The sequence below is a fragment of the Kitasatospora sp. NPDC033851 genome (assembly GCF_055576085.1).
Genome location: NZ_JBVIRL010000028.1, coordinates 1 through 17648, shown reverse-complemented (window position 1 = coordinate 17648; position 17648 = coordinate 1). Strand labels below are relative to the sequence as shown.

Below are 17648 nucleotides of genomic sequence, written 5' to 3'. Positions count from 1 at the left end.
AAAAGTATGACGATTTGGTTTCCACTACTTGAATACGTCATATCTTTGAGGCGATAGTGGCGGCCAGGCAACGAAGGAGCACCACCCATGGCTCTCAGCGTCGAGAACCACGACCTCCCGCAGGCCCCCCTCACCATCGTGGTGATGGGCGTCTCGGGAGTCGGCAAGACCACTCTGGCCCGCCTGCTGGCGGACCGCCTCGACCTCCCCTTCGCCGAGGCGGACGACTTCCATCCGGCGGCCAACATCGCCAAGATGTCGGCCGGCGTCCCGCTGGACGACGAGGACCGCGCCCCCTGGCTGCGCGCCATCGGCGCGTGGCTCAAGGAGCGGACCGAGGACGGCACCGGCGGTGTGGTCACCTGCTCGGCGCTGAAGCACCGCTACCGCGACGCCCTGCGCGCGGCCTGCCCGGGCGCCTTCTTCCTGCACCTCAGCGGTGGCCACGAGCTGGTCGAGGACCGGCTCAGCCACCGCACCGGCCACTTCATGCCGTCGTCGCTGCTCGACTCGCAGTACGCCGCCCTGGAACCCCTGGAGGCGGACGAGCACGGCGCCGTCCTGGACGTGGGCCCGTCCCCCGAAGAACTCGTCGAGATGGCCGCGGCACTGCTGCGGCCCGTCAATGGAGACCTCACGTGAGCGAGCGAAGCGAGCGAGCCGTCAGAAGGCGCGTAAGGGCGAATGCCCCGACCGAGCGAAGCGAGGCGGGCGCATGAGCTTGTCCGCCACTCTCCTCTCTGCCGCCCCACCGGCCCTGCCGCACACCGGCAGCGACTCCCAGCTGCTGATCGCGGTGCTGCTCAGCATCGGTGCGATCGTCGTACTCATCACCAAGCTGAAGCTGCACCCGTTCCTCGCCCTCACGCTCGGCTCCGGCCTGCTGGCCGCCGTCGCGGGCGCTCCCTTCGACAAGCTGCTCAGCAGCTTCTCGACGGGTTTCGGCTCCACCGTGGCCAGTGTCGGCCTGCTGATCGGCCTCGGCGCGATGCTCGGCAAGCTGCTCGCCGACTCCGGCGGCGCGAACATCATCGCGGACACCGTGCTCTCCCGTACGGGCAACAGGGCGCTGCCCTGGGCGATGGCGCTGATCGCCGCCGTGCTCGGCCTGCCGCTGTTCTTCGAGGTCGGCGTCGTCCTGCTGATCCCGATCGTGCTGCTGGTCGCCCGCCGGGGCAACGTTCCACTGATGCGGGTCGGCATCCCGGCCCTGGCCGGCCTGTCGGTGCTGCACGGTCTGGTGCCCCCGCACCCGGGCCCGCTGGTCGCCGTCGACGCGCTGAAGGCCGACCTCGGCATCACCCTGGCGCTCGGCCTGCTGATCGCCGTCCCGACCCTGATCATCGCCGGTCCGCTGTTCGCGCGGGTCGCCGAGCGCTGGGTCGGTCCGCTGGAGCTCCCGGCGGCCACCGCCCCCGCGGAGTCGGCCGAGCGCGACCGCACCCCGTCCTTCGGCGCGGTGCTGGCGACGATCCTGCTGCCGGTCGTGCTGATGCTCGGCAAGGCGCTGGCCGACGTGGTGATCGACGACCCGAAGGCGATCGGCCAGCGGGTGTTCGACTTCGTCGGCTCCCCGCTGATCGCCCTGCTCGCCGCGACCCTGCTCGGCATGCTGACCCTCGGCAGGGCGGCGGGCTTCGACAAGGCCCGGATCTCCGACACCGTCGGCAAGTCGCTCGGCCCGATCGCGGGCATCGTCTTCATCGTCGGCGCGGGCGGCGGTTTCAAGCAGACCCTGATCGACGTGGGCGTCGGCAACGCGGTGAGCGAGTGGTCCGGCAAGTGGCACATCTCGGCGCTGCTGCTGGGCTGGCTGATCGCCGTGCTGATCCGGCTGGCCACCGGCTCGGCGACGGTCGCCACGATCACGGCGGCGGGCATCGTCTCCCCGCTCGCCGCGAACATGTCCTCGACCCACGCGGCCCTGCTGGTGCTCGCGATCGGCGCCGGCTCGCTGTTCTTCTCGCACGTCAACGACGCCGGGTTCTGGCTGGTGAAGGAGTACTTCGGGATGAGCGTCGGGCAGACGCTGAAGTCCTGGTCGGTGATGGAGACGGTGATCTCGGTCGTCGCGATCGCCCTGATCCTGCCGCTGAGCCTGATCATCTAGAAGTTCGGTGAAAAGCCTTCAGGTCCCGGCCCCGGCGCGTGAGCGGTGGGGCCGGACTCGTCAGCTGCCGAGTACCCGATCCCGGACCGGGACGGCGCCCGGACGGCGCTGAGCCGGTCGGCACCAGTGGGGTCGCGCTGCGGCACCAGCCAGCCGCAACGGGCCGACCGCAACGGGCCGTTCGTGGCGGCAGGGCCTGAACGGTGCGCCCTTCTCGGACAGCGGGATGCCGAGGAGAGCGATTCTCGCCGCACGGCCCCGGTCACGTCGATTCAGATCGACAGAACGTCAGGAACGTGCCAGCAGGTGCACGGTCGGCACCGTCCGTCGCAGGAAGGGCCCAGGCGGGCTGCCGGCCCATCGAGGATCCACGTGGGACGCGAGCCCTCGGTTCAGCCTGATTGCCCCAGCAGCCCCGACAGCACCGCCGCCGTCGCCTCCAGCAGCTGCTCCGCGAGCGCGCCGCCCGCCGCCGTACGGGCCAGCAACCCCTCCCGCGCGGAGAGGATCACCGTCGCGGCCTGCCCGGCGCTCGCGCCCTCGGGTACCAGTTCCGGCAGTGCCCGCTCCAGGACGTCGGCCAGCGCCCGCGCGACCGTCCGGTCGTGCGCGGCGACCTGCTCGGCCAGCGCCTGCGTCCGGGCGGCGACCAGCCGGAACTCCAGGAACAGCAGGATCCACCCGGTCTCCGCGGGCTCGACCCGCAGCAGCGCCTCGACCAGCAGCCGGGCCCGATCCCGCGGCGCGAGCGCCTCGCAGGCGGCGGCGAGCTGCTCCAGCTCGGCCATCCGCTGCGCCGCCTGGTCGTCGAAGAGCGCCAGCAGCAGGTCCTCCTTGCTGCCGAAGTTCGAGTAGAAGGCGCCGCGGGTGTAGCCGGCGGCGGCACAGACGTCCTCGATGCTCGTCCGCGCGAAGCCGACGGTGAGGAACAGTTCGCCCGCCGCGGCCAGTAGCCGGGCCCGGGTGTGGACACGACGGCGAGGCGGTCGGGCAGCGGCGGCATCGGCCGGGGGTGGGTTCACAGGGGAACGATACATGGTGTATTCAGTACGAGTCGTATTCAATACGGGCCGTACTGAACTGCCGGTGCGAGCCGTACCGAACCGCCGGTGCCAGCCGCACCGAACCCGAGGGGGACCACCACCATGAGCCGACTGCTGATCACCAACGCCCACCTGCTCCACCCCGAGCACGGCACCCGCACCGACCGCGGCTGGCTGGAGACCGCCGACGGCCGGATCGCCGCCACCGGCACCGGCCGCCCGCCCGCCGCGAGCGACGGCGTCCGGGTGGTCGACGCCGCCGGCGGCACCGTCCTGCCCGGCCTGATCGACGCCCACGTCCACCTGCTGGTCACCACGCTCGACCTGCACGACGTCGCCGACTGGACCCCCGGTTACGCGACCGTCCGCGCCCTCGCCGAGGCCGGACGCATGCTGCGCCGCGGCTTCACCACCGTCCGCGACGTCGGCGGCGCCGACCACGGCATGGCCCGCGCCCTGGCCGAGGGCCTGGTGCCCGGCCCCCGACTGCTGCACGGCGGCAAGGCGCTGTCCCAGACCGGCGGCCACGGCGACCTGCGCCCGCTCGGCGACGACGCCCTGCCCTGCTGCGAGTCCCGGCCGAACTTCGGCCGGATCGCCGACGGCGTGGACGCGGTACGGGCCGCCGCACGGGACGAGTTCCGCAAGGGCGCGCGCCACCTCAAGGTGCTGCTCTCCGGTGGCGTCGCCTCCCCGCACGACGAGATCGCCGCCGTCCAGTACAGCGAGGAGGAGATCCGCGCGGCGGTCGAGGAGGCGGAGAACCACAACCGCTACGTCACCGTGCACGCCTACCACCCGCGGGCGATCGACCGCGCCCTGCGGGCCGGGGTGCGCTGCGTCGAACACGGCAACCTGCTGGACGACGGCACGATCGCCCTGCTGCTGGAGAAGGACGCCTTCCTGGTCCCGACCCTGGTCGCCTACGAGCAGACCGCCAAGCTCGGCGCCGCCTCCGGCCTGCCGCCCGCCTCCGTCGGCAAGCTCGCCGAGGTCCGCGACCGGGGCCTCGACGCCCTGGAGCGGGCCCACCGGGCGGGCGTCAACCTCGTCTACGGCAGCGACCTGCTCGGCCCGCTGCACCCGGCCCAGCTGGAGGAGTTCACCCTGCGCGCCCAGGTCCAGCCGGTCGCGGACGTGCTCCGCTCGGCGACCACCACGGCGGCCCGACTGCTCGGCATGGCGGGGGAGATCGGCACCCTCGCCCCGGGCGCCCACGCCGACCTGCTCGTCGTCGACGGCGACCCGCTGGCCGACCTCACCGTCCTCACCCGCCCGGAGCGGCACCTCAAGCACGTGGTCAAGGCCGGCGCGGTCGTGTGAACACCCTGATCTGACAAAGCGAAGGACGGGCGCCCGGGAAACCCCGAACGCCCGCCCGCCGTACAGCTGTTGTTACTTGCCGACCCGCTTCGCGAGGCTGTGCTTACTTGGTCCCACGCTTCGCGAGGCTGTGCTTACTTGGTCCCACGCTTCGCGAGGAAGGCCTCGACCTCGGCCTGGATCTCCGGCGTGTCCAGCCCGCGCACCGTCATCGTGGTGCGGCGGCGCAGCACGTCGTCCGCCGTGTACGCCCACTCGTTGTCCGCCGCGTACGCGACCTGCGCCCAGACGTCGGGCCCGTCCTCGTGGATCGGCCGGCCGAGCTCCGGGTTCTCGTCGATCATGCGGGCGATCTCGAAGGAGAGCGTGCCGTAGTGGCTGGCCAGGTGCTTGGCGACCAGCGGCTCCATCCGCGAGCCCGGCTCACGGTCGATCAGCAGGCGGTGCGCCACCGCGTTCGGCGCGCCGACGCCCGGCAGCGGGACGGTCGGGGCGATCGGGGACATGTCCTCGCCGAGGCTGGTGCCGGGCACGTGGGCCAGCTTCTCCAGCACGGCGCGGCCGATGTGCCGGTAGGTGGTCCACTTGCCGCCGGAGACCGACAGCATGCCGCCGCGGCCCTCGGTGACGACGGTCTCGCGCTTGGCGGCGGCGGTGTCGCCGGGGCCGCCGGGCAGCACGCGCAGGCCTGCGAAGGAGTAGGTGACCAGGTCGCGGTCGAGGTGCTCGTCGCGGATCGCGTGCGCGGCCTCGCCCATGATCTGGTCGATGTCCGCGTCGGTGGCCCGGACGTCCTTGGGGTCGCCGGTGTACTCCTCGTCGGTGGTGCCGAGGAGGACGTGGTCCTCCCACGGGATGGCGAAGGAGACGCGGTACTTGTCGATCGGGATGGTCAGCGCGGCGCGCCACGGCGAGCGGCGCTTGACCACGACGTGGGCGCCCTTGGAGAGGCGGATCGACGGCGCGGCGCCGGCGTCCTCCATCGTGCGCAGGTGGTCGACCCACGGGCCGGTGGCGTTGAGCACCAGGCGGGCGTTGATGCCGAACTCGCTGCCGTCCAGGCGGTCGCGGAGCTCGGCACCGGTGACCCGGCGGCCGGTGAAGCGCAGCCCGGTGACCTCGGCGTGGTTGAGCACCACGGCGCCGGCGTCGACCGCGGCGCGCACGGTCATCACGGCGACGCGCGAGTCGTTCATCTGGTGGTCGCCGTAGACGGCCACCGAGCGCAGGCCCTCGGTGCGCAGCGCGGGCACCTGCTGGGCGGCGTGCGCGGCGGTGGAGACCCGGCCCATGCCGTCGCGGAAGGCGGACAGCGCAGAGTAGAGGAAGACGCCGGCGCCGAGCTTGGCGGCGCCGTGCGGGCCGCCCTTGTAGACCGGCACGAAGAAGGTCAGCGGGTTGACCAGGTGCGGGGCGACGTCGGTGGAGAGCGCGCGGCGCTCCTTGTGGTTCTCCGCGACCAGCTTGACCGCGCCGGTCTGCAGGTAGCGCAGACCGCCGTGGACGAGCTTGGAGGAGGCGCTGGAGGTGGCACCGGCGAAGTCGCCGGCATCGACCATGGCGACCTTCAGGCCGGCCTGGGACGCGGTCCAGGCGACGGCCGTGCCGAGGATGCCGCCCCCGATCACCAGCAGGTCGTAGGTGGCCTTGCCGAGCAGTTCGCGGGTCTCGGCGCGGGAGGCGGTGCGGCCGGCGGTGCGCTCGGCGCCCAGGGTCGGGATGGTTGCCATGGTGGTTGTGTACGGCGCGCGGGTCGGGCGGCGCCGTTACTCCTCTCGTGTGCGGTGCGGCCTCTGCGGGAGAGGCCGGTCGGCCCGGTGCGGCGGGCCGGTGAAACACGGTGACGCCCGTTGCCGGAACAGCGGGCGGCCGGCCGGGGCACGGGGCCCCGACCGGCTGGTCGGTCAGTTGTTCTCTTCCTCCTCCACCCAGCCCATGGTGCGCTCCACGGCCTTGAGCCACTTCTTGTACTCACGCTCCCGGGTGGCCTCGTCCATGCGCGGGGTCCACTCGGCGGCGCGGTGCCAGTTGGCCCGCAGGGTGTCGAGGTCGTTCCAGAAGCCGACGGCGAGACCGGCCGCGTAGGCGGCGCCGAGGGCGGTGGTCTCGGCCACGTACGGGCGCTCGACCGGGGCGTCCAGGACGTCGGCGATGTTCTGCATGAGCAGGTTGTTGCTGGTCATGCCGCCGTCGACCTTGAGGGCGGTGAGCTCGACCCCGGAGTCCTTCTGCATGGCGTCGACGACCTCGCGGGTCTGCCAGGCGGTGGCCTCCAGGACGGCCCGGGCCAGGTGGCCCTTGGTGACGTACCGGGTCAGGCCGGCGATCACACCGCGGGCGTCGGAGCGCCAGTACGGGGCGAACAGGCCGGAGAAGGCCGGGACGAAGTAGGCGCCGCCGTTGTCCTCGACCGTGTTGGCGAGGGTCTCGATCTCGGCGGCGGTGGAGATGATGCCGAGCTGGTCGCGCAGCCACTGGACGAGCGAGCCGGTGACGGCGATCGAGCCTTCCAGGGCGTACACCGGGGCCTGGTCGCCGATCCGGTAGCCGACGGTGGTCAGCAGGCCGTGGTACGAGTTGACGATCTTCTCGCCGGTGTTGAGCAGCAGGAAGGTGCCGGTGCCGTAGGTGGACTTGGCCTCGCCCTCGTTGAAGCAGGTCTGGCCGAACAGCGCGGCCTGCTGGTCGCCGAGCGCGGAGGCGACCGGGACGCCGGCCAGGTCGCCGACGGCCTCGCCGTACACCTCGGCGGAGGAGCGGATCTCCGGGAGGACGGCCATCGGCACGCCCATCGACTCGGCGATGCTCTCGTCCCAGGCGAGCGTCTTCAGGTTCATCAGCATGGTGCGGCTGGCGTTGGTCACGTCGGTGACGTGCTTGCCGCCGTCGACACCGCCGGTGAGGTTCCAGATCACCCAGGTGTCCATGGTGCCGAACAGGATGTCGCCGGCCTCGGCGCGCTCGCGCAGGCCCTCGACGTTGTCCAGCAGCCAGCGGATCTTCGGGCCGGCGAAGTAGCTGGCCAGCGGGAGGCCGGTCTCGCGGCGGAAGCGGTCCTGGCCGACGTTGCGGCCCAGCTCGCGGCAGAGCCCCTCGGTGCGGGTGTCCTGCCACACCAGCGCGTTGTGCACCGGCTCACCGGTGTTCTTGTCCCACAGGACGGTGGTCTCGCGCTGGTTGGTGATGCCGATGGCGCGGATGTCGTCCTTGGTCAGTCCGGCCTTCTCCAGGGCACCGCGGACGACCGACTGCACCCGGGTCCAGATCTCGCTGGCGTCGTGCTCGACGTAGCCGGGCTGGGGGAAGATCTGCCGGTGCTCCTGCTGGTCGACGGAGACGATCCGGCCGTCGGCGCCGAAGATGATGCAGCGGCTGGAGGTGGTGCCCTGGTCGATCGCGGCGATGTAGTTACCGGTGGAGGTCATGGGAGGGTCCTCGGCTCGGGTTCGGGGGGTACGGGGTGGGTGGGCCTGACGCGCTTCTCGGTCAGTCCCCGTGTTCGGCGGGGTCGACACCGCTCTTGTGAAGAGGGGTCTTTAGAAGAGGGCGTTGTACAGGCCGCCGGCCGCGAGGCCGCCGATGATCGGTCCGACGACCGGGACCCAGGCGTACGACCAGTCCGAGCCGCCCTTGTTGGGGATCGGCAGCAGGGTGTGGGCGATGCGCGGGCCGAGGTCACGGGCCGGGTTGATCGCGTAGCCGGTCGGGCCGCCCAGCGAGAGGCCGATGCCGACGACGGTGAAGGCGACCATCAGGGTGCCGGTGCCGGACTGGGAGAGGCCGGAGTTGGTGCCGATGGTGAGGATCGCGAAGCAGAGCACGAAGGTGCCGATGACCTCGGTGAGCACGTTCTGGATCGGGTTCCGGATCTCGGGCCCGGTCGAGAAGATGCCGAGGGTGGGCTCCTCGTTGGCGTTGAACTGTCCGAGGTAGGTCGCCCAGACCAGCACGGCGCCGATGATCGCGCCGAGCAGCTGCGAGCCGAGGTAGAGCGGCACCTGGCTCCATTCGCCGCTCTTCACCGCGAGCGCGATGGTGACGGCCGGATTGAGGTGCGCGCCGGACTTCGGAGCCGACATGTAGGCGGCGATGAGGACCGCGAATCCCCAGCCGAAGGTGATCGCCAGCCAGCCGGCGTTGACGGCCTTCGACTTCTTGAGGGTCACGGCGGCGCAAACGCCACCGCCGAGGAGTATCAGGGCGGCGGTGCCGAGGGTTTCGCCGACGAATACGTCGCCGTTGGAGAACGCGGACACAAAGACTCCCTTGTCCATATGGCCCGGAGGTGTGGGTGGGGGTGGGCGGCCGGTCGATCGCTGTGTGGGTGAGCGCACTGGGGGAGTGATCTCCCCGGCCATCGTTCGACAATGTCGACCGTCATGCGGAAGCTTCCTCCCCAGGTCGCCCCCACGTCAAGGCGGGGTTACGCAGCTGTGACCCTTGCCTCGGCCCGCTCCCCGAAGTTACCGAGCGGAGCGCCCCGAAACAGGACAAAACGCCAAGGCGCGGACAGGCCTACCGCCCGTCCGCGCCTCAGCGTGACGATGTGAACGCTTTTTCAGAACCGCCCGGCACCCAGATCGCGCGAGATCGCGCGCGCCGCGCTGCGTACCGAGGCCACCAGCGAGGGCCTCACGAAGCCGTCCTCGCAGACCCGCTCCACCGGCCCGCTGATGCACACCGCGCCCACCGGGTTGCGCCGCCGGTCCTGGATCAGCGCGCCGATCGAGGCCACGCCCTCCCAGGTCTCCTCGACCGCGTCGGCCCAGCCGCGCTCGCGGATCAGCGCGCACTCGGCGTCCACGTCGGCGGCCTCGGTGAGCGTGCGCATGGTGTACGACTCGTACGGACCGTCGCCCAACTCCCCACGTGCGACCGGGTCGTAGGCCAGCAGCATCTTGCCGAGCGCGGTGCTGTGCAGCGGCTGCATCGAGCCGACCTCCAGCACCTGGCGGGTGTCGTCCGGCCGGAACACGTGGTGCACGATCAGCACGCCCTGCTGGTGCAGCACCCCCAGGTAGACCGTTTCCCCGGCCGCCCGGGCCAGGTCGTCCGCCCACACCAGGGCCCGCGCCCGCAGCTCGTGCACGTCCAGATAGCTCTGCCCCAGCCGCAGCAGCTCCGCGCCCAGCTGGTACTTGCCGCTCTCCGGGTCCTGCTCGACGAACCCCTCCTGCTGCAGCGTGCGCAGGATGCCGTGCGCGGTGCCCTTGGCGAGGCCCAGCGCCGTCGAGACCTCGGACAGGCCGAGGCGGCGCTCGCCGCCGGCCAGCAGGCGCATGATCGCGGCGGCCCGGGAAAGCGACTGGATCGGGCCGGGCATGGATACCTCCGCGCTGACAGGCGGTCGACAATGTCGACCGCAGTGGTGACGGGACGAGTCTGCCAGGCCGTACTGGCTCCGTGCACCTTCCCCCTCGGTAACCGGTCCCCGGCCGGGTGCCAGGGGCCGGAATCTCGGGCCCCTGCGGTGCTCCGGCTCCCGCGATTCTCCGGCCTCACTCCGGCCGGGTCTCAGCCTTCCAGGTCGTTCGACGGACCCCGGCGCACCGCCACCTCCGCCGCGAGCGCCGCGATCCCGTCCGGCCCGACCCGGCAGCAGCCGCCCACCAGCCGGGCCCCGTCCGCGAGCCAGCCGCCCACCCGGGCCGAGCGGAAGGTCGCCTCCCCGTGCCAGCCACGGCGCCCGGCGTCCCACTCCTCCCCACTGTTCGGGTAGACCACCACCGGCTTCCCGGTCACCTCGGCGGCCAGCGCCACCGCCCGGTCCGCGTCCTGTGGCGTACAGCAGTTGACGCCCACCGCCAGCACCTCGTCCACCTCCGCCGCGAGCGCGAACGCCTCCGCGAGCGGCTGCCCGGCCCGGGTCCGGTCCCCCTCGACGCTGTACGACAGCCAGGCCGGCACCCCCAGCCCGCGCACCAGCTCCAGCAGCGCCCGGGCCTCGTCCGCGTCCGGCACCGTCTCCAACGCCAGCACGTCCGGCCGGGCCGCCGCCAGCACCTCCAGCCGCGGCCGGTGGAAGGCCACCAGCTCCGCGACGCCCAGCCCGTACCGGCCCCGGTACTCCGAACCGTCCGCCAGCACCGCCCCGTACGGGCCCACCGACGCCGCCACCCAGCGCCGCCGCCTGCCGGGCTCGGCCCGCGCCGCCTCCCGGGCCAGCTCCACGCTGCTCGCCAGCAGCCGCGCGGCCTGCGCCCGACCGACGCCGCGACGGGCGAAGCCCTCGAAGCTCGCCTGGTAGCTCGCCGTGATGGCGACGTCCGCGCCGGCCTCGAAGTACGCCCGGTGCGCCGCCACCACCGCCCCCGGGTCGTCCGCCAGCAGCCGCGCCGACCACAGCTCGTCCGACAGGTCGTGCCCCGCCGCCGCCAACTGGTTCGACATCCCACCGTCCAGCACCAGCGGACCGGCGGCCAGCGCCGTGGCGAAGTCCGGCGGGGGAGCAGTGGGCATGTCGGCCTCCTCTGACGCGGTCGTTGCTGGTCACAGCCTAGAAGGCCGGCGCCCCGGCCGACCGGGAAAAGCATTTGCCGCCGGGGAACCCGGATCGCTACGTTGTGCTCAGCCCGAGAACGACAGCACCTGAACAGCAGCACCTGACAACACTGAAGACAAGAGCGAGCACCGCGAGCACGGAGAGGAACCGGCGATGGCGGCGGACGACCGGCCCGGCACCGGGCCCGAGGCCGAGCAGGAGTGGCTCGCCGCGTACGACCCGCGCGCCTACGCCCCGATCGCCGTCACGGTCGACGTGGTGGCCCTGACCCTGCGCCACGGCAGCCTGCACGTCCTGCTCGTCGAGCGCGGAGCCCCGCCCTACCAGGGCTGCTGGGCGCTGCCCGGCGGCTTCCTTCGGGCCGGCGAGGAGAGCCTGGACGAGGCCGCCGCCCGCGAACTCGCCGAGGAGACGGGCCTGCAGGGTGCCGCCGACGCCGAGGCCAAGCTCTGCCGCTTCCACCTCGAGCAGCTCGGCACCTACGGCGCCCCCGACCGGGATCCGCGGATGCACGTCGTCTCCGTCGCCTACCTCGCCTTCGCACCGGACCTTCCCGACCCCCAGGCCGGGACGGACGCCGCGGCCGCCGCCTGGCACCCCGTCCGCGACCTGGACCTCCGGCCCAGCGGCCGGTCCCGAGCCGCCGGTGCGCCCGCCGACACCCACGGGGGTGGCGTCGACGGGCGCACCGGCCCCACTGCGCTCACGCTGGCCTTCGACCACGCCCGGATCCTCGCCGACGGGCTCGACCGGGTGCGTGCCAAGCTCGAGTACAGCCCGCTGGCCACCGCCTTCCTGCCCCACGACTTCACCATCCCGGACCTGCGCGCCGTCTACGAGGCGGTCTGGGACGAGAAGCTCCACCCCGGCAACTTCCACCGCAAGGTCCTCTCCGTCCCCGGCTTCGTCGAGAGCACCGGCACCACCACCGAGCGCGGCGGCGCCCGCGGCGGCCCCCGCGCCCGCACCTACCACGCCGGCGGCGCAGGCCTGCTGCACCCCGCCCTGCTCCGTCCCACCCGCGAGGACCCGCCCGGCGACGCCGGGCCGCACTGATCACCCGCTCGCCTGATCACCTGCTGGCCCGCCGGTCTGATCACCGAAGACCCGGGGACCCGGTCACGCCACCGGGGCTACCATCCGGCCATGACCACTGACGAAGCGACCCAGGCCGTCCACCGGCCGTTCTCCCACTGCCACTTCTGCGGTACGCCCTACCCGGCCGGCACCCGGGCCTGGCCCCGCACCTGCCCGGGCTGCACCGAGATCAGCTACCGCAACCCGCTGCCCGTCGCGGTCACCGTCCTCCCCGTCACCCGGCCCGACGCCGACCCCGCCCTGGTCGTCATCCGCCGCACCATCGAACCCGGCTACGGCGAACTCGCCTTCCCCGGCGGCTACATGGACTACGGCGAGAGCTGGCAGCAGGCCTGCGTCCGCGAACTGCAGGAGGAGACCGGCATCGCGGCCGACCCCACCGAGGTCACCCTGATCCACACCGCCTCCGACCCCTACGGCCGCTTCGTGATGCTCTGCGGCCTGCTCCCCGCCCGCCCGCTCGCCGAGCTCCCGCCCTCGCACCCCACCGACGAGACCGACGGCTGGCTGCTCGCCACCGCCGACACCGCGCTCGTCTGGGACTTCCACAACGGGGTCCTGAGCCGCTGGTTCAGCGGCGAGTTCGCCCCCCGCTGACCTCCCCGCCGCTCGGCGGCCGACCCTGGCGCGACGGCCGCGCACATGGCATGGTCTGCACCGACAGCCCAACCGGACGGGTCTGCCACAAGCTCTCCCGTCCCCACCACCGGCCGGGAGACCACCACCGTGAGCACCCCACCCCAGGACCAGCCGCTCTGGCGCCCCAACCCCGCTCGCGCCGCCGCCACCAGCCTGGTGGCCTTCCAGGCCTGGGCCGCCGAACACCACGGCGCCCCGGCCGCCGCGCTCGCCCCGGCCGCCGACGACCAGCAGGCCGCCCAGCGCTACGCCGACCTGCATACCTGGTCCACCGAGGACCTCGACCGGTTCTGGACCGCGGTCACCCAGTGGTTCGACGTCCGCTTCACCCAGGCCCCCGAGGCCGTCCTCGCCGACCCGGCCATGCCGGGCGCCCGCTGGTTCCCCGGCGCCCGCCTCAACTACGCCGAGCACGCCCTGCGCGCGGCCGAGCCCGGCCCCGACGGTGAGAAGAGCGCCAACGCCGACCGCCCCGCGATCCTCCACCTCGACGAGACCACCGAGCAGCCCGTCGCCCTCACCTGGTCCGAACTCCGCCGCCAGGTCGGCTCCCTCGCCGCCGCCCTGCGCGCCCAGGGCATCGGCCCCGGCGACCGCGTCAGCGCCTACCTGCCCAACATCCCGCAGGCCGCCGTCGCCCTCCTCGCCACCGCCGCCGTCGGCGCGATCTGGACCAGCTGCGCCCCCGACTTCGGCGCCCGCAGCGTCCTCGACCGCCTCCAGCAGATCGAACCCGCCGTCCTCTTCGCCATCGACGGCTACCACTACGGCGGCAAGGACCACGACCGCACCGAGGTCGTCGCCGAGCTGCGCCGCGAGCTCCCCAGCCTGCGCACTGTCGTCCACATCCCGCTGCTCGGCGCCCCCGCCCCCGAGGGTGCCCTGACCTGGGACGACCTGGTCTCCGACGACGTCGAGCCGGTCTTCGAGCCGGTCCCCTTCGACCACCCGCTCTGGGTCCTCTACTCCTCCGGCACCACTGGCCTGCCCAAGGCCATCATCCAGAGCCAGGGCGGCATCCTGCTCGAACACCTCAAGCAGGCCGGCCTCCACCTCGACCTCGGCCCCCAGGACCGCTTCCTCTGGTACACCTCCACCGGCTGGATGATGTGGAACTTCCTGCTGGCCGGCCTCCTCGTCGGGTCCACGATCGTCACCTACGACGGCAGCCCCGGCCACCCCGACACCGGCGCCCTCTGGTCCGTCGCCGCCCGCACCGGCGCCACCGTCCTCGGAACCTCCGCCGCCTACGTGATCGCCAGCCGCAAGGCCGAGCTCCACCCCGGCCGCGACCTCGACCTCTCCGCCGTGCGCTGCATCGGCACCACCGGCTCCCCGCTGCCCCCCGACGGCTTCCGCTGGATCTACGACGAGGTCAAGGAGGACGTCTGGCTCGCCTCCGTCAGCGGCGGCACCGACGTCTGCTCCTGCTTCGTCGGCGGCGTCCCCACCCTCCCGGTGTACCTCGGCGAAATCCAGGCCCCCTGCCTCGGCGCCGCCGTCGAGTCCTGGGACGTCCAGGGCAAGCCGCTCACCGACGCGGTCGGCGAACTCGTCGTCACCAAGCCCATCCCGTCCATGCCCACCGGCTTCTGGAACGACCCCGAGGGCACCCGGTACCACGACAGCTACTTCGACATGTACCCCGGCATCTGGCGCCACGGCGACTGGATCACCGTCACCTCCCGGGGCACCGTCGTCATCCACGGCCGCTCCGACTCCACCCTCAACCGTCAGGGCGTCCGGATGGGCTCCTCGGACATCTACGAGGTGGTCGAGCGCCTCCCCGAGATCGCCGAGTCCCTGGTCATCGGCCTGGAGGAACCCGACGGCGGCTACTGGATGCCGCTGTTCGTCGTCCTCGCCCCCGGCGCCGAACTGAACGACGACCTCATCGGCCGCATCCGCACCTCGCTGCGCACCGAACTCTCCCCGCGCCACGTCCCCGACGAGGTCATCGCCGTCCGCGGCCTCCCGCACACCCTCACCGGCAAGCGGATCGAGGTCCCGGTCAAGCGCATCCTCTCCGGCACCCCGCTGGAGCAGGCCGTCAACCCCGGCTCCGTCGACAACATCGAGCACCTGCGCTTCTTCGAGCGGCTCCGCATCGACCGCCGGGCCTGACCTCCCCGACGCACACGAAAGGGGCGCCCCCACCGCGATGGTGAGGGCGCCCCTTCTCGTGTTCTCGCCTTCAGCGCTGTTATTCGGCCCTTACTCGCCGGACAGCACCTGCTGCGCCGCGACCCGCGCCTCCTCGGCGCTGTCCGCGGCCCGGGCCGCCTCGGCCGCCCGGCGACACTGCGCCAGCGTGTACTTGGCCAGCGCGGTCCGCACGTACGGGATCGACGCGGAGCCCATCGAGAGGCTGGTGACGCCCAGACCGGTCAGCACCACGGCCAGCAGCGGGTCGGAGGCCGCCTCGCCGCAGACGCCGCAGCTCTTGCCGCTCGCCCGCGCGGCGTCGGCCGCCGCGGCGATCAGGTCCAGCAGCGCCGGCTGCCACGGGTCCTGCAGCCGAGCCAGCGCACCGACCTGGCGGTCGGCCGCGAAGGTGTACTGCGCCAGGTCGTTGGTCCCCAGAGACAGGAACTCGACCTCCTGAAGGATCGACCTGGCCCGCAGCGCGGCCGAGGGGATCTCCACCATCGCACCGAACTTGGCGTCCAGCCCGGCCTCGCGGCACGCGGTCGCGAAGTCCTTGGCGTCCTGGCGGTCGGCCACCATCGGCGCCATCACCTCCAGGTGCACCGGCAGACCCGCGGCCGCCGTGGCCAGCGCCCGCAGCTGGGTGCGCAGCACCTCGGGGTGCTCCAGCAGGGTACGGAGACCGCGTACGCCGAGCGCCGGGTTCGGCTCGTCGGCCGGAGTCAGGAAGTCCAGCGGCTTGTCCGCGCCCGCGTCGAGCACCCGGACCACGACCCGGCCCTCGGGGAAGGCCTCCAGCACCTTGCGGTACGCCTCGACCTGCTTCTCCTCGCCGGGAGCCTTCGCCGAGTCGTCCAGGAACAGGAACTCGGTACGGAACAGGCCGACGCCCTCGGCGCCGTTCTCCAGCGCGGCCGGCACGTCCGCCGGGCCACCCACGTTGGCGAGCAGCGGGACGCGGTGCCCGTCCGAGGTCTGCCCCGGACCGGAGGAAGCGGCCAGCGCGGCCTTGCGCTCGGCGGCGATCGCCCGCAGCTCGTCCTGCCTCTCCTGCGACGGCTCCAGCAGCACATCGCCCGAGCTGCCGTCCACCGCGACGACGGTGCCCTCGGCGACATCGGTCGCACCGGGCAGCGCCACGACGGCCGGCACGCCCATCGCCCGCGCCAGGATGGCGCTGTGGCTGGTCGGCCCGCCCTCCTCGGTCACGAAGCCGAGCACCAGCGTCGGGTCCAGCAGCGCGGTGTCGGCCGGCGCCAGGTCCCGCGCGAACAGCACGTACGGCTCGTCGCTGTCCGGCACACCCGGCATCGGCACTCCGAGCAGCCGGGCCACGATCCGGTTCCGCACGTCGTCCAGGTCGGCGACCCGCCCGGCCAGGTACTCCCCGGCGGAGGCGAGCAGCGCGCGGTAGGCGGCGAAGGCGTCGTACACACCGCGCTCGGCACTGCTGCCGACGGCGATCCGGCGGGACACGTCGGCCATCAGCTCGGGGTCCTGCGCCATCAGCGCCTGGGCCTCGAGGACGGCCTGCGCCTCGCCGCCCGCCAGGTTGCCGCGCGCGGTCAGGTCGGCGGCGACCGCCTCCACGGCGGCCTGGGCGCGTGCCTGCTCCCGCGGGGCGTCCTCGGTCGGGATCTGGGTGGCCGGGGGCTCCAGAACCGCCGTCCCCATGTGCCGCACCTGGCCGATCGCGACCCCGTGGCTGACACCCACGCCGCGCAGTGTCTTCTCCATCTACCTGTCTCCGCTGAGAGGAGCGGCCCCGCCGGGAACCGCTGAGTGCCGGGCCGCCCCGTCACTTCCTGCGGGGCGGGTGTGTATCGGTGGCCGAGAGGGTCAGCTCCAGCTGAACAGCGGCTCGCCGGAGACGGCCTCGCCGTCCTCCCGCAGGTCGCCGAGCGAGTCCGGGGTGGCCTCCAGCGCGACGATCGGCGAGATCGGCGACTTGCCGGCGGCCTCGACGGCGGACGGGTCCCACTTGATGACGGCCTGGCCGCGGGTCACCGTGTCGCCCTTGGTGACGAGCAGCTCGAAGCCCTCGCCGTTGAGCTGGACGGTGTCGATCCCGAGGTGGGTCAGCACACCGTGGCCCTCGGCGTCCACGACGACGAAGGCGTGCGGGTGCATGGAGACGACGACGCCGTCCACCGGAGAGAGCGCCTCGGTGGGCCGACGAACCGGGTCGATCGCGGTACCGGGGCCGACCATCGCGCCCGAGAACACCGGGTCCGGCACGCCGGCGAGCCCGACGACCTTGCCGGTCAGCGGCGACGTCACAGTGGTCATGGTGGTGCCTCCCAAGGGCGCAGTACAGCGAGCGGCCGCGAGGAGCGGCACGACGATCAGCTGAAGCCTAAATCATGTCAACTTCGGACATCTGTCAACATTCCCGGGCGAAAACCCCGCCCCCGCCCGCCTGTCGGCGAGCGTCTCGCCAGCCCGCGAGTGGTCTAGTCCTCTCGGCCGATGTGCCGAACTCTACAGGCATCTTGGCGAATCGGGACCATTGCTGTATATGCTCGCGAGAGCAACAAATCATGCCGCCGACCGGGTGACACCGAGCGCGCCTCGATTCGCACTCCGGTCACCGACCCGCTATGGTTGGTCGAGTCGCCACAACTTGGCGGTTAACACCAGATTTCAGATGCGAAAAGCCCCGGTAAACGGAGCGGAAAACATCTGGTAAACTGGGAACACGAAAGAACGAAGCCCGGAGGGTCCGCTGGAAGGCGGTCCGAAGGAAGCGTCCGTTCCTTGAGAACTCAACAGCGTGCCAAAAGTC

Annotated in this window: 14 protein-coding genes; 6 read left to right on the top strand and 8 right to left on the bottom strand. The window is 72.4% G+C overall.

Features of this window, described 5'->3' with window-relative positions; all coding sequences use genetic code 11:
* The first annotated feature begins 87 nt into the window (after positions 1 to 87).
* Together ACZ51D_RS35595 and ACZ51D_RS35590 are read left to right on the top strand one after the other, a co-directional pair.
* Positions 88 to 642 carry a gluconokinase gene (locus tag ACZ51D_RS35595; RefSeq protein ID WP_465625417.1) on the top strand — a complete coding sequence of 185 codons (555 nt, stop codon included), beginning with the start codon at positions 88 to 90 and terminating at the stop codon, positions 640 to 642.
* Between the two features lie 73 nt (positions 643 to 715).
* Complete coding sequence (locus ACZ51D_RS35590) at positions 716 to 2110, top strand: GntT/GntP/DsdX family permease (protein ID WP_465625415.1); 1395 nt, start codon at positions 716 to 718, stop codon at positions 2108 to 2110.
* A gap of 392 nt (positions 2111 to 2502) precedes the next feature.
* On the opposite strand, the gene ACZ51D_RS35585 is transcribed toward ACZ51D_RS35590, so the two are convergent.
* Complete coding sequence (locus ACZ51D_RS35585) at positions 2503 to 3132, bottom strand: TetR/AcrR family transcriptional regulator (RefSeq protein ID WP_465625413.1); 630 nt, start codon at positions 3130 to 3132, stop codon at positions 2503 to 2505.
* A 123-nt stretch (positions 3133 to 3255) separates the two neighbouring features.
* Here ACZ51D_RS35585 and ACZ51D_RS35580 point away from each other — a divergent pair, with 123 nt between their 5' ends.
* On the top strand, positions 3256 to 4476 hold the full coding sequence (locus tag ACZ51D_RS35580; RefSeq protein WP_360504894.1) for a metal-dependent hydrolase family protein: 1221 nt from the start codon (positions 3256 to 3258) through the stop codon (positions 4474 to 4476).
* A 134-nt stretch (positions 4477 to 4610) separates the two neighbouring features.
* Here ACZ51D_RS35580 and ACZ51D_RS35575 read toward each other — a convergent pair whose 3' ends face one another.
* From ACZ51D_RS35575 to mmuM, 5 genes are all read right to left on the bottom strand, one after another.
* The gene (locus ACZ51D_RS35575; RefSeq protein WP_360504892.1) at positions 4611 to 6206 is read right to left on the bottom strand and encodes a glycerol-3-phosphate dehydrogenase/oxidase; all 1596 of its coding nucleotides are present in this window, start codon (positions 6204 to 6206) and stop codon (positions 4611 to 4613) included.
* Between the two features lie 174 nt (positions 6207 to 6380).
* Positions 6381 to 7901: a glycerol kinase GlpK gene (gene glpK, locus ACZ51D_RS35570; RefSeq protein ID WP_360504890.1), complete on the bottom strand. Its 1521-nt coding sequence runs from the start codon at positions 7899 to 7901 to the stop codon at positions 6381 to 6383.
* A 111-nt stretch (positions 7902 to 8012) separates the two neighbouring features.
* Positions 8013 to 8750, bottom strand: coding sequence for an MIP/aquaporin family protein (locus ACZ51D_RS35565; RefSeq protein WP_465664630.1), 738 nt, complete (start codon positions 8748 to 8750; stop codon positions 8013 to 8015).
* A gap of 284 nt (positions 8751 to 9034) precedes the next feature.
* On the bottom strand, positions 9035 to 9799 hold the full coding sequence (locus ACZ51D_RS35560) for an IclR family transcriptional regulator (RefSeq protein ID WP_360504886.1): 765 nt from the start codon (positions 9797 to 9799) through the stop codon (positions 9035 to 9037).
* A 191-nt stretch (positions 9800 to 9990) separates the two neighbouring features.
* Entirely contained in the window at positions 9991 to 10935 is a 945-nt protein-coding gene (gene mmuM / locus ACZ51D_RS35555; protein WP_465625407.1) for a homocysteine S-methyltransferase, read from the bottom strand.
* Between the two features lie 196 nt (positions 10936 to 11131).
* Between mmuM and ACZ51D_RS35550 the strand changes: the two genes are divergently transcribed.
* The 3 genes from ACZ51D_RS35550 (at position 11132) to ACZ51D_RS35540 (ending at position 14839) form a co-directional block, all read left to right on the top strand.
* Positions 11132 to 12034 (top strand): NUDIX hydrolase, encoded by a 903-nt coding sequence (locus ACZ51D_RS35550; protein WP_360504882.1) that lies wholly within the window; start codon positions 11132 to 11134, stop codon positions 12032 to 12034.
* A 90-nt stretch (positions 12035 to 12124) separates the two neighbouring features.
* On the top strand, positions 12125 to 12673 hold the full coding sequence (locus ACZ51D_RS35545; protein ID WP_465664629.1) for an NUDIX domain-containing protein: 549 nt from the start codon (positions 12125 to 12127) through the stop codon (positions 12671 to 12673).
* A gap of 45 nt (positions 12674 to 12718) precedes the next feature.
* Positions 12719 to 14839 carry an acetoacetate--CoA ligase gene (locus ACZ51D_RS35540; protein WP_465664628.1) on the top strand — a complete coding sequence of 707 codons (2121 nt, stop codon included), beginning with the start codon at positions 12719 to 12721 and terminating at the stop codon, positions 14837 to 14839.
* Between the two features lie 90 nt (positions 14840 to 14929).
* Here the strand turns inward: ACZ51D_RS35540 and ptsP are convergent, their stop codons facing one another.
* On the bottom strand, positions 14930 to 16600 hold the full coding sequence (ptsP, locus tag ACZ51D_RS35535; RefSeq protein ID WP_465664627.1) for a phosphoenolpyruvate--protein phosphotransferase: 1671 nt from the start codon (positions 16598 to 16600) through the stop codon (positions 14930 to 14932).
* 102 nt (positions 16601 to 16702) lie between these two features.
* On the bottom strand, positions 16703 to 17152 hold the full coding sequence (locus ACZ51D_RS35530) for a PTS sugar transporter subunit IIA (RefSeq protein WP_360504874.1): 450 nt from the start codon (positions 17150 to 17152) through the stop codon (positions 16703 to 16705).
* Between the last annotated feature and the right edge of the window lie 496 nt (positions 17153 to 17648).

Excerpts from the sequence above, each read along its gene's own strand:
- ptsP (WP_465664627.1), bottom strand. The coding sequence starts at position 16,600 with ATGGAGAAGACACTGCGCGGCGTGGGTGTCAGCCACGGGGTCGCGATC.
- mmuM (WP_465625407.1), bottom strand. The coding sequence starts at position 10,935 with ATGCCCACTGCTCCCCCGCCGGACTTCGCCACGGCGCTGGCCGCCGGT.
- ACZ51D_RS35530 (WP_360504874.1), bottom strand. The coding sequence starts at position 17,152 with ATGACCACTGTGACGTCGCCGCTGACCGGCAAGGTCGTCGGGCTCGCC.
- ACZ51D_RS35560 (WP_360504886.1), bottom strand. The coding sequence starts at position 9,799 with ATGCCCGGCCCGATCCAGTCGCTTTCCCGGGCCGCCGCGATCATGCGC.
- ACZ51D_RS35565 (WP_465664630.1), bottom strand. The coding sequence starts at position 8,750 with ATGGACAAGGGAGTCTTTGTGTCCGCGTTCTCCAACGGCGACGTATTC.
- ACZ51D_RS35545 (WP_465664629.1), top strand. The coding sequence starts at position 12,125 with ATGACCACTGACGAAGCGACCCAGGCCGTCCACCGGCCGTTCTCCCAC.
- ACZ51D_RS35550 (WP_360504882.1), top strand. The coding sequence starts at position 11,132 with ATGGCGGCGGACGACCGGCCCGGCACCGGGCCCGAGGCCGAGCAGGAG.
- ACZ51D_RS35580 (WP_360504894.1), top strand. The coding sequence starts at position 3,256 with ATGAGCCGACTGCTGATCACCAACGCCCACCTGCTCCACCCCGAGCAC.
- ACZ51D_RS35575 (WP_360504892.1), bottom strand. The coding sequence starts at position 6,206 with ATGGCAACCATCCCGACCCTGGGCGCCGAGCGCACCGCCGGCCGCACC.
- glpK (WP_360504890.1), bottom strand. The coding sequence starts at position 7,901 with ATGACCTCCACCGGTAACTACATCGCCGCGATCGACCAGGGCACCACC.
- ACZ51D_RS35590 (WP_465625415.1), top strand. The coding sequence starts at position 716 with ATGAGCTTGTCCGCCACTCTCCTCTCTGCCGCCCCACCGGCCCTGCCG.
- ACZ51D_RS35595 (WP_465625417.1), top strand. The coding sequence starts at position 88 with ATGGCTCTCAGCGTCGAGAACCACGACCTCCCGCAGGCCCCCCTCACC.
- ACZ51D_RS35540 (WP_465664628.1), top strand. The coding sequence starts at position 12,719 with ATGGCATGGTCTGCACCGACAGCCCAACCGGACGGGTCTGCCACAAGC.